Raw genomic sequence first — 14,417 nt, forward strand, 5'->3', positions numbered from 1 at the left:
GCTCCCCGTGGCGGGTCCGTGCGGGCCGCCCCGCCACTGTTCCATGTCGGCCAGCGGAATCGGCTCGCCGGTGTAGCTGCTGTTCCAGCCCCGGAAGTCCGAACCGAACTCGGGCGCTTCACCTTCCGCGTCGGCGGCGGCGTACAGCTCGTCGTAGATGTCCTGCCACTCCCCGACGATCTCCGCGTCATGCTCGGTGTCGCGGGTGCCGTCGGTGGCGTGTTCGAACGTGATGTAGCCGACCAGTTGAGCACCGCCGGTGCCGTGGTGCACGGTGGCGGCCGCCTGGCTGACCTGGGGGCAGGCCAGCAGCGCGCTCTCGATCTCACCCAGTTCGATGCGCTGGCCGCGCAGCTTGATCTGGGTGTCGGCCCGGCCCAGATAGTCCAGCGTGCCGTCGGCGTTCCAGCGCGCCAGGTCGCCGGTCCGGTACATGCGGCTGCCGGAATCATCGTGCCCACCATGCGGATTGGCGACGAATCGCTCGGCGCTCAGCGTCGGCCGGCCCACATAGCCGAGCGCGATGGCGGGACCGGCCAGGTACAGCTCGCCCGTCACACCGGGCGGTACGGGGTTGAGCTGCGCGTCGAGCACCAGGGTCCGGGTGCCCGCGATGGGCGTCCCGATGTTCACCGGACGGCCCGGCGTCAGCGGGGTGCCGGTGGCCCAGATGGTGGATTCGCTGGGCCCGTACGCGTTGAACATGCGACGGCCGGGCGCCCAGGCCTGCACCAGTTCCTCGGGGCAGGCCTCACCGCCGGTGATCAGTGTGGTCAGTCCGTCGAGCCGCGCCCGGTCCAGTGACGCCACCACCGTCGGGGTCAGCAGCGTCGCGCTGACCCCGTGGTGTTGCATCAGGTCGACGAGCGCCTCGCCGGCATACACGTCCCGCTGCGCCGCCACCAACGCGGCCGCCGCGCCGGTCGCCATGAGCATCTCGAACAGCGACGCGTCGAAGGTCGGGGCGGCGACCATCAGCACGCGCGCGTCGGCAGCCAGGTTGTACGAGTCGTGTTGTGCCGCAGCGGCACCCAGCAGTCCGGCGTGGCTGACGGCCACGCCCTTGGGCTCGCCCGTCGAGCCCGAGGTGAAGATGACGTAAGCGGTGTTGTCGACCGTCAGCGGCGCCGAGCGCTCGGCGTCGGTGATCGGTTCGGCGCCGTAACCCGACAGGTCGGCATCCGCCCGGAGTACCGGACGGGAGCCCGCGCCACCGATCTGGTCGGTGTCCCGGGTGAGCACGCACGTGGCGGCAACCGAATCCAGCACCGTGGCAATGCGTTCGACGGGGTGCGTGCGGTCCACCGGCACGTACACGCCGCCGGCCTTGAGCACCGCCCACCACGCCACCACCAGTTCGGCGCATCGGTCCATCGCGACACCCACGGCGCGTTCGGGACCGACACCGCCGGCGATCAGCAGGCGCGCCAATCGATTCGAGGTTTCGTCGAGCTCGCGATACGTCAGGCTGCGGGCGCCGTCGATGACGGCGACGGCATCCGGATCGACCGCGACGGCCGCCGCCAACAGTTCGGGCCCGAGCCCGATCGGCGCCCGCACCCCGGCACCGGACCAGCGTCGCAGCTCATCCTGCTCGGTCTCGTCAAGGAGGTTGAGGGACAACAGCTTCCGCGCCGGGTCCGCGGTCATCGCCACCAACAGCCGGCTGAGCCTGCCGATCAGCGCATCGATACCGGCCTCGGTGAACACCTCGGTGTCGTATTCGATGTGCAGTCCGAGCTCATCGCCCGGGAACGCCTCGACGGTCAGCGGGTAGTGGTTGAACTCGCGGTTCGCGAACTCGGCGATGGCGAGGTCGTCGACCCCGACAGACATGCCGGCTTCGACCGGATAGTTCTCGTACACGAAGAGCGTGTCGAACAGCTGGTCGTGGCCGGCGACACGGTGTATCTCGCCCAGCGCCAGGTGCTGGTGGTCGAGGGTGTCGTTGTGCGCGGTCTGCAGCTGGTCGAGCAGGCCGGTGACCGTGGTGCCCGCGGTGAGGTTGGCGCGCACCGGCACGGTGTTGATCAGCAGGCCCACCATCGATTCGGTGTCGCCCACGTCGAGCTGGCCGAGCCGCGACCGCGCGGTACCGAACGCCACGTCGTGCCTGCCGGTCAGGGACGTCAGCAGCACGGCCCACGCGCCTTGCAGCACGGTGCTGACGGTGGTCTGGCAGGAGCGCGCCAGCTCCCCGAGGGCGCGCGTGGCCTCCGCTGAAACCTGGAATGACGCAAAGCCGCGCTGTCCGCGCCCCAGCCCGTCCTGGAGCCGGTCCTGCGGACCCACCAGGGTCGGCGTCTCGAAACCGGCGAGCACCTCACCCCACGCCGCGCGCGCCGCATCGAGATCGCGGTCGGCGAGCCAGGTGATGAACTTCCGGTACGACGCCGCGGGCGGCAACCGGTGCCCGGCATAGCCGGCGAAGATTTCCCGCAACAGGATCGGCAGCGACCAGCCGTCGAGCACGATGTGGTGATTGGTCAGGACGAACCGGTGGCGGTCCTCGGCGATGCGGATCAGCAGGGCCCGGAACGGCGGCTCACCGGCGAGGTCACCGACCGCGATGCGTTCGGCGGCACACAGCCGCTGAATCTCGTCTTCGTCGAGCACACCCGTCGCTCCGAAATCGACGAATCGCCAGGCGATTTCCGGTTCGGCCAGGATCACCTGCACCGGTTCGTCGAACTGCTGACAGAATGTGGCCGCCAGGTGCGGGTGCCGGTTGACGGTGCGTTGCACGGCATCGCGGAGCCGCTGCGGGTCCAGCGCGCCGGTCAGCGTGAAATCCAGCTGCACCGAGTACATTTCGGCCGCGACGTCGGCGCGCTCATGCGCGGTGCTGCTGTGGAACAACAGTCCCTGCTGCAACGGCGTCAGCGGCAGGATGTCGGCGACGCGGTATTGCTGGTGCAACTGGTCGATCTGCTGCTGTCCCAGGCGCGCCGGCGCGATGTCCGACGGCGTCAGGCCGCCGCCACCGGCCCGGACGTGTGCGCAGATGCCGGCCAGCGCCTCGAACCACAACCGGCTCAACCGGTTCAGCTGGGCGTCGTCGAGAACCGAAGTCGCCCAGGTCCAGTCGGCTTGCAGTTGCGGTCCGGCGTCGGTGTCGATGGTGCCGGCGTTGAGTTCGACGGTGTGGAACAGCGGCAGCGGGGCCGCGGCACCGGCCAGCGACAGCTCTTCGCGGCCCAGCCGCCACAGCTCTTCGACGCCGGCGATCTGCGGAAAGCCCAGGCGGCCAAGGTAGTTGAACCCGAGACTCGGCTCCGCGCCGTCCAGGTCGATGTCGTCATTCAGGTACCGCAGTAGGCCGTAGGTCAGGCCCGCGGGCTGTGCGCGCAGCTGTTCCTTCGCCGCCTTGACGACGGCACCGAGCGACTCGTCGCCCGCGCTGATCTGCGCCCAGGACAACGCACCCGTCGTCAGCGCCACCGGGTATTTGGCGGTGAACCAGCCGACGGCCCGCGAGAGGTCGACGTCGTCGGCGATGTCTTCGTCGCGCCCGTGGCTTTCGACGTCGATGCCGACAGGCGCCACCGTACCCAGGAATTCCGCGGCGGCGAGCGCGAACCCGATGAGCAGGATGTCTTGCACCCCAGCATGAAAGGCCGCCGGTACTTCGCCGAGCAGCGCGCGGGTGTGGTCGGCGTCCAGCCTCACCGTCAATCGGCCCGCCGTGGCGTAGGTGTCCACGGCGGGGTCCGCCGCCGGCACGGCAGCCGGTACCGACGCCACCTGCCGCCAGGCGGCCTCCTGCGCCAGCACGTCGGGATGGTGCGCGTACTCGGTGAGCAGCGTGGCCCACCGCTGGAACGACGTACCGGCCGTCGCCAACTCCACGGGTTGGCCGGCGCGGTGCTGGGCCCAGGCAATATTGATGTCTTCCAACAGAATTCGCCACGACACCCCGTCGACTGCGAGATGGTGGACCATCAGGACCAGCTGCTCGCGTGCGGCGACCCACAGACCACTCACCATCACCCCGGCGCCCGGGTCCAGCCGCCCCCGCGCCGCGGCCACCGCGGCCTCTGACAGCTCATCGACGCCGACGACGCACTGGCGGGCGTCGACCGCACCGGCCTCCGCCACTACCAATGACCCGTCGGCACCGACGCGCAGCCGCAGCATCGCGTGCCGATTCATCAAGGCCTGCAACAACATCACCGCGTCGGCCTCGGTGGCCCCCTGCGGCGCCTGCACCACCAGGGTCTGGTTGAACTGATCGACCGGGCCATCGATACCGGCGAGCCACCGCATGATGGGCGTGGTCTGCACCGGTCCGATGCCCGCGTCGACGACAGCGTCGGCGTCGTCGGTCACGGTCACGGTCTGCGCCAGGCGCGCCACCGTCTGCTCGACGAACACGTCGCGCGGGCGGCACGCCAGACCGGCGGCCCGGGCCCGCGCCGCCACCTGCATCGCGAGAATGCTGTCGCCGCCGAGTTCGAAGAACGAGTCGTCGATGCTGACGGCTGCCGGCTCCAGGCCGAGGATCTCGGCGTAGATGGCAGCCAGGATCTCTTCGACGGGACTGTCCGGCGCGCGGTAGTCGTCGCCGGTGTACTCCGGGGCGGGCAGGCTGCGGGTGTCGAGCTTGCCGCTGGTGGTCAGCGGCAGTTCGGCCAGAGCCACCACCGCGGCCGGAACCAGGTACGGCGGCAGGCGATCCGCGAGGGCGGCCCGCGCCGCCACCGGATCGACGGTGCCGGTGACATAGCCGACCAGGCGCTTGTCACCGGGACGATCCTCCCGCACGATGACCGCCGCCTGCACGACGCCGTCGAGCGCGGCCAAAGCTGTTTGGACTTCGCCCAATTCGATGCGGTAGCCGCGAATCTTGACCTGGGCGTCGGCCCGGCCGACGTACCGCAGCTGTCCATCGGCGCCCCAGTACACCAGGTCGCCGGTGCGGTACATGCGCTCGCCGGGCTTGCCGAACGGGCATGGCACAAAACGGGATCCGGTCAGTCCGGTCCGGTGCAGGTAGCCGACGCCGACGCCGGCACCGGCCACGTACAGTTCGCCGACCACGCCGGGCTGTACCGGCTGCATCCAGCCGTCGAGCACGAACAACGCCGCGCCGCTCGGTGGCGATCCGATCGGTGCCGCCGCGCCGCCGGCCGTCAGCGGAGCACTGATCGCCGCGTAGATCGTGGTCTCGGTCGGTCCGTAGGCGTTGACCATCACCGGCGCAGTGCCGTTTTGCTCCTCGCGTCCGCGGGAAGCCCACTTGTCGACCACCTCGGCCGGGCACGCCTCGCCGCCCATCACCAGCGCGCACGACTCCAGGCCCGACATGTCCAACATCCCGATGGCAGAAGGGGTCTGGGTGAGGACGGTGACTTTTTCGGCGATCAGGAAGTCATGGAACTCGGCCGGATCAGCAGACACCGACTCGGGTACCACCACCAGGCGGCCGCCCCGCAACAGCGCGGAGAAGATCTCCCACACCGAGAAGTCGAAGGCATAGGAATGCCAATGCGACCAGGCCTGCTCGGACGGCAGGCCGGCGTCCTGCGACGCGATCAGCTGCGTCAGGTTCTGATGGGCAATCGCAACGCCTTTCGGCGTCCCGGTGGTACCCGAGGTGTAGATGACATAGGCGACATCGTCGGGCTCCGGGCCGGCCGCGGCCGGCCAGTCGTCGGGCCCGGCGACAGGCTCGCGCACATCGATGACCACACCGTCGAACCCGTCGAACCGGTCGGCCAGCGCCGTGGTGGTGACGGCCGCGAACGGCGCGGAATCGCCCAGCATGAAAGCGATTCGGGACGCCGGCAGTGCCGGGTCGATCGGCAGGTACGCCGCGCCCGTCTTGAGCACGCCCAGGATGGTCACGATGGCCTCGGCAGACCGTGGCAGCATCACGGCCACGCGCCGGCCCGGGCCCGCGCCGCGCTCGGCCAGCAGCTGCGCCATGCGGTTCGACGCCTGGTCCAGTTCCCGGTAGGTCAGGGCCCGACCGTCGCCGCTGAGCGCCACTGCGTCCGGCACCCGACGCACCTGATGGGCGAACAACGCCGGGATCGATACCGCTGGAGCAGCTTCGGTGGCCAGCGCCGCCCAGTTCCCGAGTTCGGCCAGTCGGTCCTGGGCCGGCACATCGAGCAGCGGCAGCGACGACAGGCGCTGAGCCGGATCAGCTGTCATCGCGGTCAGCACCCGGTTCAGCTGGTCCGCCAATTCCACGACGTCGAGCTGCCGGGTACCGAATGTCGTGACCGACAGCTCGTCACCCGTACCCGAGAACGCCAGCCCGGAGCCCCGGCCGAGACCGGAGATCAGCTGCGCTGCCGCCGTGGCCTCGCCCAGCGGCACGGTGAAACCCGACGGCAGAAAGTCCACCACGATCCGGTCCGCGCCCGCGCCGTGGATCTTGCGCTCCAGGGCCTGCACCGGAAATCGCTGATGGCGCACCGCTTCTCGGGTGCGGGTGTGCACGTGCGCACAGAAGTCGGTGACCGTCGCATCAGGGGAAACCTGCAGCACCAACGGCACGACGCCGGCGACCATGCCGGGCAACGTCTTCGACACCTGCAGCACGCGCCGGGTCACCGGCAGGTCGAGCACCACCTCACGCCCCGCTGCCGAGCGGCCCCGCAGGACCAGCGCGCAGGCGGCGATGAGCACCGTCGACCGGCGCACATCCCAAGCCTCACACAGTCGTTCCACCTGAGCGAGCAACGCGGGGTCCAGCTCGATCGGCTCCGACGAGCCGGCCTCGGTGCTCACCGCATCATCGGACACCTGCTCGCGCGCGGGCTCCGCCGGCAGGTTCGCCGTCCAGTAGGCCTCGTCCTCCGCATGCTCCGCAGAGGCTTCATAGGCCGCTTCGCAGTCGAGCAGGTCCTGCAGTGAACTGAAGTAGGACGGCTGAATCGCCACGCCCGCAACAGCTTCCGAATAGACGGCAGCGATGCGCTGAAGGACCAGCGCCAGTCCGATGCCGTCGGCGACGATGTGGTGACAGCACGCGAAGAAATAGGACTCGTCGGCCCGGGCCTGGAAGTACGCAAAGCGCAGCAGTGGGCCGTCGAGCGGCATGGGCGTGCGCTGGAGCGCCGCGGCTGTCTCGCGCGCCTCGGCCATCGGTTGGTCGGCGTGGGTCAGGTCGACGAAGTCCACCTCGATGTCGGCGACATCGAGCAACCGTTGGCGCACCTGACCGTCGAACTCGGCGAAGGTCGCCCGCACCGGCTCGGCCTCGCCGACCACCCGGCGGATCGCCTGCTCGAAAATCCCGAAATCGACTGGACCGTCAATTTTTACGAAGATACCGAGCTGCCACTCCGCGGCCGATTGACCCGTTTCCTGCGCGAGCCAGATATCCAACTGCCCGCGCGTGACCAGCAACGACGAATCGCCGAGATCCATCCCAAACCCTGAAATGCCGAACTACCCCGAGCTAGCGAACGATCAGAGCCGCTGCCCTACCGCCAGTCGGTCACGCAGGCTCTTGGGGCGGATGTCGGTCCATTCCCGCTCGATGTACTCCAGGCATGACGCGCGGTCTGCCTCACCGTGCACCACTCGCCAACCTTGGGGAATGTCCGCGAACGTCGGCCACAGACTGTGCTGCTCTTCGTCGTTGATCAACACGAAAAAGGTGCCATTGTCGTCGTCGAACGGGTTGGTGCTCATGGTGCTCCCCAAAAGAATTGACGCTCAAGATAATTGGGTCTTCCGATCCCCCGGTTGCCCCGTGCGCGAATGCTACATCCCTTCGCCATGTTCCCGTACACGTGTTTGCCAACGAGCCCGCGGCGCGCCGCCGTCGCGCAATCGACGCGAAATCCCCAAGGCCGTAACAACTTTGGCAAGATTATTTGCCGGATACCAATCACAGCACCGACGTTGCAGGACACCTACCCCGCACACCAAATGTACTCGTTAGCCAAACGAACCGAAATGGTATTTCGGTAGGAAAGTGTTGGTAGCTACCTGACGGAGTGCAGTTTCGGTGTAACGAGAGTGAAACCCGACAAAGCGGCAAACCACTGCGGCCGAGCCGCGAATCAGGCCACTGCGGCCGAGCCGCGAATCAGGCCACTGCGGCCGAGCCGCGAATCAAACCATCGCGCGGCGGCCGGCCAGCGCCCGGCCCAGCGTCAGCTCATCGGCGAATTCCAGGTCGCCGCCCATCGGCAGGCCCGACGCGATGCGCGTCACCGTCAGCCCCGGAATGTCCCGCAGCATGCGCACCAGGTACGTGGCGGTCGCCTCGCCCTCGGTGTTGGGGTCGGTCGCGATGATCACCTCGACGATGTCCACACCGTCGACGCGCTGACCGATCCTGTTGAGCAATTCACGAATCCGCAACTGTTCCGGCCCGACCCCGGACAACGGATCCAGCGCCCCGCCCAGGACGTGGTAGCGCCCGCGGAACTCGCGGGTGCGCTCCACCGCCTGAACATCTTTGGGTTCCTCGACGACGCACACCAGCGAGCCGTCGCGGCGCGGGTCGCTGCAGATCCGGCACCGGTCGTCATCGGAAACGTTGCCGCACACCGCACAGAACTTGACGCCGTCGCGCACCCGGTTCAGCACCGCGGTCAGCCGGTCGATGTCCGGTGGCTCCACCGACAAGAGGTGGAACGCGATGCGCTGGGCGCTCTTCGGCCCGATACCCGGCAGCTTGCCGAGCTCGTCGATCAAATCCTGTACGGGTCCTTCAAACACATCAGAACCCGGGCAGATCCAGGCCCTGCATGCCACCGGCCAGCGGGCCGAGGCTCCGTTGCGCCATCAGCGTCACCTGCTCGGAGGCGTCGCCCAGGGCACCCACGATGAGGTCCTGCAGCGTCTCGATGTCATCAGGGTCGACGACCTTCGGGTCGATGGTCAGCCCGGTGATCTCACCGCTGCCCTTCATGGTGACCTTGACCAGGCCACCACCGGCCTGGCCCACCACCGACGAAGCGGCCAGGGACTCCTGCGCAGCCATGAGCTGCTGCTGCATCTGCTGCGCCTGAGCGAGCAACGCGGACATATCGGGCTGGCCACCGGGTTGCATGACAATCCCCTCAGGTCTGATTCGCGGCTCGGCCGCGGGTGATTTCGATGATCGGGTTTGCGCGCCAGCCTAGTCGCCCGACGGAAGGTCGGGCGACCATCTGGCCATCAGGCGCGCCGAAGCGGACTAACCCTCGACAACCTTCTTCAGGTTTCCCAACACCTCGTCCTGGATCTTGCGCAGGCCGAGCGGGGCGAAGGTCTTCTCGAAGAAGCCGCCGATACCGCCGGCGCCCTGCCACGCGGTCTTGACGGTGACGGTCGAACCGGTGCCCGCCGGAGCGACGGTCCAGGTGGTCACCATCGACGAGTTGGCGTCCTTCTCGATGACGCTCTTGCCGGCGACGTCGACAGTGGCCTTGACCTCACGCGAGCGCTTCTTGGTGGCCTGCAGCTTCCAGGTCGCGACGGTGCCGGCGCCTTGTCCGCCTTCGAGCACCTGGTAGCCGCTGTAGTTCGACGAGAGGATCTTGGGGCGCACCGTCTGGTAGTCGGCGACCGCCGTCAGTACCTTCTCCGGCTCGGCGAGAATCAACACGGTGCTGGACGCACTGACCTGTCCCATCAGGTAAAACTCCTGTTCATATGGCTTCTCTTGCGGTCGCGAGGACCGCGGTCTCGGTTTAGCGTATATGTGTGACAGCTGTCACGACCGATGCGACGGCCGCCCACGAGGCGGCCGTTCAGCGGCTCCTGGCCAGCTACCGGGCCATTCCCCAGGGTGCGACAGTGCGGTTGGCGAAGCCGACATCGAACCTCTTCCGGGCGCGTACGCGCACCAAGACCAAGGGGCTGGACGTCTCCGGCCTCGACGGTGTGCTCGCCGTCGACACCGAGACCCGCACCGCGGACGTCCAGGGCATGTGCACTTACGAGACGCTGGTGGCGGCGACCCTGCCATTCGGCCTGGCGCCGTTGGTCGTGCCGCAGCTCAAGACCATCACCCTCGGCGGTGCGGTCACCGGGCTGGGCATCGAGTCGACGTCCTTCCGCAACGGCCTGCCGCATGAGTCGGTGCTGGAGATGGACATCCTCACCGGCGCCGGCGAGCTGGTCACCGCACGCCGCGACCGGCACACCGCCCTCTTCTACGCCTTCCCCAATTCGTATGGCACGCTGGGCTATTCGGTGCGGCTGCGCATCGAGCTGGAGCCGGTGCGGCCGTTCGTGAAGCTGCGCCACGTGCGCTTCCACCGCGTGGCCGACCTGGTGGACGCCCTGCAGCGCATCCTCGACACCGGCGGCTACTTCGACGGATATGCCGGCGTCCCGGTCGACTACCTCGACGGCGTCGTGTTCGGACCGGACGAGAGCTATCTGTGTCTGGGTATGAAGACCGGGACCGGCGGCCCGGTCAGCGACTACACCGGCCAGGACATCTTCTACCGGTCCATCCAGCACGACGCCGGCGAGCGACACGACCGGCTGACCATCCAGGACTATCTCTGGCGCTGGGACACCGACTGGTTCTGGTGTTCCGAGGCGTTCGGCGCGCAGCGCCCGCTCGTGCGCCGGTTGTGGCCCCGCCGGTACCGCCGCAGCAGCGTCTACTGGAAGCTCGTCGGCTTGGACCAGCGGTTCCACATCGCCGACCGGATAGAGCGCCGCAGCGTCCTGGCCCCGGACCGGCCGCTGCGCGAGCGGGTGGTGCAGGACGTCGAAGTGCCGGTGGAGCGCGTCGCCGAATTTCTCGAGTGGTTCCTGGCGCAGGTGCCCATCACTCCGATCTGGTTGTGCCCCTTACGGTTACGCGGCGACGACCGGTGGCCGCTGTATCCGATCGAGCCCCACCGCAGCTACGTCAACCTCGGGTTCTGGTCGTCGGTCCCGGCCGGCCGGGTGGCCGGCGAGACCAACCGGCGGATCGAGGACAAGGTCGGCGAGATGGACGGCCACAAATCGCTGTACTCCGAGTCGTTCTACTCGCCCGAGGATTTCGCCCGGCGGTACGGCGGCGACGAATACCAGAAGGTCAAAGACGTTTACGACCCCGAATCGCGGCTACTAGGTCTCTATGCGAAAGCGGTGCAACGGCAATGACGACAACTGACGACCGCGGTACCACCGACGGCAAGCTCACCCTGGCGGAGGTCCTGGAGAGCTTCTCGAGTGGTCGGCTGCCGCTGAAATTCGAGGCGTACGACGGGAGTTCGGCCGGCCCCGAAGACGCCGAACTGGGGCTGAGCCTGCTCACTCCGCGCGGCACCACCTACCTGGCGACCGCGCCGGGCGACCTGGGCCTCGCGCGCGCCTACGTCGCAGGCGATCTCGCGGCGCTCGGGGTGCATCCGGGCGACCCGTACGAGCTGCTCAAGGCGCTCGCCGACAAGGTGGAGTTCAAGCGTCCGCCGATCCGGGTACTGGCGAACATCGTGCGGTCCATCGGGTTCGAGCATCTGCTGCCCATCGCCCCACCGCCGCAGGAGGCCCTGCCGAAATGGCGGCGGATGGCAGAAGGGCTGCGGCACAGCCGAATCCGGGACGCCGAGGCCATCCACCACCACTACGACGTGTCGAACGCCTTCTACGAACTGGCGCTCGGCCCGTCGATGACCTACACCTGCGCCTGCTATCCCCGGCCCGATGCCACGCTCGAGGAGGCCCAGGAGAACAAGTACCGGCTGGTGTTCGACAAGCTGCGGTTGCAGCCCGGCGATCGGCTACTCGACGTCGGCTGCGGCTGGGGTGGCATGGTCCGGTACGCCGCCCGGCACGGTGTCCGGGCCACCGGCGTGACGCTGTCGGCGGAGCAGGCCGGCTGGGCACAGCGCGCCATCGCCGATGAGGGCCTGGCCGACCTCGCCCGCGTCGTGCACGGTGACTACCGCGACGTGCGGGAGGACGGCTTCGACGCGGTCTCCTCGATCGGCCTGACCGAGCACATCGGCGTCGCCAACTACCCGGCGTACTTCCGGTTCCTGCGGGACCGGCTCCGGACCGGCGGGCTGCTGCTCAACCACTGCATCACCCGGCCGCACAACCGGCCGGGGCACATCGGCGGATTCATCGACCGCTACGTCTTCCCCGACGGGGAACTGACCGGCTCGGGACGGATAATCGCCACCGCCCAGGACACCGGACTGGAGGTGCTGCACGAGGAGAACCTGCGCCACCACTACGCCCTGACGCTGCGCGACTGGTGCGCCAACCTGGTCCGCAACTGGGACGACGCGGTCGCCGAGGTCGGCGTGGCCACAGCCAAGGTGTGGGGCATGTACATGGCCGGTTCCCGCGTGGGCTTCGAGACCAATGTGGTTCAGCTGCACCAGGTTCTGGCCGTCAAGCTCGACGAGCACGGCGCCGACGGCGGGCTGCCGCTGCGGCCGTGGTGGACGCCCTGACTACTCCCCGATGGGCCGGGCACCGAGCTCGGTCTTGAGCAGTTCCAGCGCCACCTCTTCGGGGTCGCGCCGTGGCACGTCGGTGCCGCGGTCATTGGCGGCGTCGGCCAGCATGTCCTCTTCTTCGGCGCGCTCCACCGCGGCCTGCTGTTCCGGTGTCGGCGCGGCAGCTCGCGGCGCCGCGGCGGCCGGCGCGGCACCCGAAGGCGCGGCACCAGCGGGCCCCGCACCGGCGTCGCACCGCACCCGCCAGTTCACCCCGAGCGCATCCTTGAGCGCCTCGCGGATGACGTCCGCGTTGTGCTGCTCGGACAGGCGCCTCGCCAGCGGCGGCGCCGGGTGGGCCAGCACCAGGGTGTCGGCCTCGATGCCGCGGACCGTCGCCTCCATCAGCATGGCTTCCAGTGAGCGACTACGGGCCCGGACCTTCTCGCGCACCGTCGTCCACATGGCGCGCACGGCGGCCGCGTCGGGTTCGCCGGGCGTCGCCGCGGCCGGCTGCACGGGTGCCGGCGCTGCCGGTTCCGGAGCCGGCGGGGCGACCGGTTCAGGCGATGTTTCACGTTGAACCGGTGCGGGTTCGGGAGCCGGCCGGGGCGCGGGCGGGACCGGCGGCACCGGAGCCGGTTCCGGCTCGGGCGCCGAAACCGACTGCGGTGCTTGGCTTCTCCGCGTGAACGTGCGGTTGCCCGCGGCAGCGGAGGACGACGACGGAGCAGGCGGGGCGTCCGCGAACGACTCGGCGGCCGGGGCCGGCGGTGCCGCCGGGGCCGCTGCCTGAGCGGGACGCGGTGCCGCAGCCACCGCACCCTCGGAGGCCGGGATCGAGACGTTCATCCGGGTCTCGATGCGCTCGATGCGTTGCAGCAGCGCGGCTTCGGTGTCACTGGCCGACGGCAGCAGCAGCCGGGCGCACACCACTTCGAGCAGCAGCCGGGGCGCCGTCGCGCCGCGCATCTCCCCCAGCCCGGCGTGCATCACCTCGGCGTAACGGGTCAGTGTCGCGGTGCCGATCTGGGCGGCCTGATCCCGCATGCGCTCCATGACGTCCTCCGGGGCGTCGACCACCCCACGGGCCGCGGCGTCCGGAACTATTTGCAGCACAATCAGATCCCGGAAGCGCTCCAGCAGGTCGGTGCCGAACCGCCGCGGGTCGTGCCCGGCGTCGATCACCGATTCGACCGCCCCGAAGAGCGCCGCACCGTCACCGGCGGCCAAGGAGTCGACGGCCCGGTCGATGAGCGCCATGTCGGTGGCACCCAGCAGCGACAGCGCCCGCTGATAGACGACGCGGTTCTGCTCCGCCCCGGCCAGCAGCTGGTCGAGCACCGACAACGTGTCACGCGGCGAGCCGCCGCCGGCCCGGATGACCAAGGGGTACACCGCGTCGTCGACCTGCACGTCTTCTTGCGCGCAGATCTTCTCCAGCAGGCCGCGCATGGTCTTGGGCGGCAGCAGCCGGAATGGGTAGTGGTGCGTGCGCGACCGGATGGTCGGCAGCACCTTCTCGGGCTCGGTGGTGGCGAACACGAAGATCAGGTGCTCCGGCGGCTCCTCGACGATCTTGAGCAGCGCGTTGAAACCGGCGTTGGTCACCATGTGCGCTTCGTCGATGATGAAGATGCGGTAGCGCGACTGCGCCGGCGCGTAGAACGCCCGGTCCCGGAGTTCACGGGTGTCGTCGACACCACCGTGGCTGGCCGCGTCGAGCTCGACGACGTCGATGTTGCCCGGCCCGTTGGGCGCCAGCGCCACACACGAATGGCACTCGCCGCACGGGTTGGCCGTCGGGCCCTGCTCACAGTTCAGCGAGCGGGCCAGGATGCGTGCCGACGACGTCTTGCCGCAACCGCGCGGGCCGGAGAACAGGTAGGCGTGGTTGATCCGGCCCGATTCCAGCGCGTTGCACAGCGGCTCGGTGACATGCTCCTGCCCGACTACCTCAGCGAAACTTGCCGGTCGGTACTTGCGGTAGAGAGCCACGGGAGAAGGCTACCGAGCGGGTCCGACTCGTGCTCTGGTGCCCGTTGACTCTGACGCCACGGCGCACCCCAC

The 14,417-nt window shown here is 68.9% G+C and carries 8 protein-coding genes; 2 read left to right on the plus strand and 6 right to left on the minus strand.

Translation table 11 applies throughout. The features are described from left to right. The 5 genes from EB75_RS11250 to EB75_RS11270 all read right to left on the minus strand — a co-directional run. Positions 1 to 7,383, minus strand: a 7,383-nt coding sequence (locus EB75_RS11250) for a non-ribosomal peptide synthetase (protein ID WP_142239550.1), incomplete at its 3' end; no start/stop codon positions are given. 42 nt (positions 7,384 to 7,425) lie between these two features. Beyond that, on the minus strand, positions 7,426 to 7,650 hold the full coding sequence (locus tag EB75_RS11255; protein ID WP_073695485.1) for an MbtH family protein: 225 nt from the start codon (positions 7,648 to 7,650) through the stop codon (positions 7,426 to 7,428). Positions 7,651 to 8,076: 426 nt separating this feature from the next. Beyond that, the gene (gene recR / locus EB75_RS11260) at positions 8,077 to 8,688 is read right to left on the minus strand and encodes a recombination mediator RecR (RefSeq protein WP_029105128.1); all 612 of its coding nucleotides are present in this window, start codon (positions 8,686 to 8,688) and stop codon (positions 8,077 to 8,079) included. Between the two features lies 1 nt (position 8,689). Beyond that, positions 8,690 to 9,022, minus strand: coding sequence for a YbaB/EbfC family nucleoid-associated protein (locus tag EB75_RS11265; RefSeq protein ID WP_073695486.1), 333 nt, complete (start codon positions 9,020 to 9,022; stop codon positions 8,690 to 8,692). 126 nt (positions 9,023 to 9,148) lie between these two features. Beyond that, positions 9,149 to 9,586, minus strand: coding sequence for an SRPBCC family protein (locus tag EB75_RS11270; protein ID WP_073695487.1), 438 nt, complete (start codon positions 9,584 to 9,586; stop codon positions 9,149 to 9,151). Positions 9,587 to 9,657: 71 nt separating this feature from the next. Between EB75_RS11270 and EB75_RS11275 the strand changes: the two genes are divergently transcribed. Together EB75_RS11275 and EB75_RS11280 are read left to right on the plus strand one after the other, a co-directional pair. Further along, positions 9,658 to 11,061 (plus strand): FAD-binding oxidoreductase, encoded by a 1,404-nt coding sequence (locus EB75_RS11275; protein ID WP_073695488.1) that lies wholly within the window; start codon positions 9,658 to 9,660, stop codon positions 11,059 to 11,061. Further along, on the plus strand, positions 11,058 to 12,362 hold the full coding sequence (locus tag EB75_RS11280; protein ID WP_073695489.1) for a class I SAM-dependent methyltransferase: 1,305 nt from the start codon (positions 11,058 to 11,060) through the stop codon (positions 12,360 to 12,362). Before EB75_RS11275 ends, EB75_RS11280 begins: the two co-directional genes overlap by 4 nt. Here EB75_RS11280 and EB75_RS11285 read toward each other — a convergent pair whose 3' ends face one another. Next, entirely contained in the window at positions 12,363 to 14,345 is a 1,983-nt protein-coding gene (locus EB75_RS11285; RefSeq protein WP_073695490.1) for a DNA polymerase III subunits gamma/tau, read from the minus strand. Positions 14,346 to 14,417: the final 72 nt, after the last annotated feature.

Origin of the sequence: Mycobacterium sp. ST-F2 (assembly GCF_001905655.1) — a bacterium.
GTDB lineage: Bacteria > Actinomycetota > Actinomycetes > Mycobacteriales > Mycobacteriaceae > Mycobacterium.

Bases quoted from the DNA above. Each gene is read 5' to 3' on its own strand.
- EB75_RS11255 (WP_073695485.1), bottom strand. From the start codon at position 7,650: ATGAGCACCAACCCGTTCGACGACGACAATGGCACCTTTTTCGTGTTG.
- EB75_RS11265 (WP_073695486.1), bottom strand. From the start codon at position 9,022: ATGCAACCCGGTGGCCAGCCCGATATGTCCGCGTTGCTCGCTCAGGCG.
- EB75_RS11270 (WP_073695487.1), bottom strand. From the start codon at position 9,586: ATGGGACAGGTCAGTGCGTCCAGCACCGTGTTGATTCTCGCCGAGCCG.
- EB75_RS11280 (WP_073695489.1), top strand. From the start codon at position 11,058: ATGACGACAACTGACGACCGCGGTACCACCGACGGCAAGCTCACCCTG.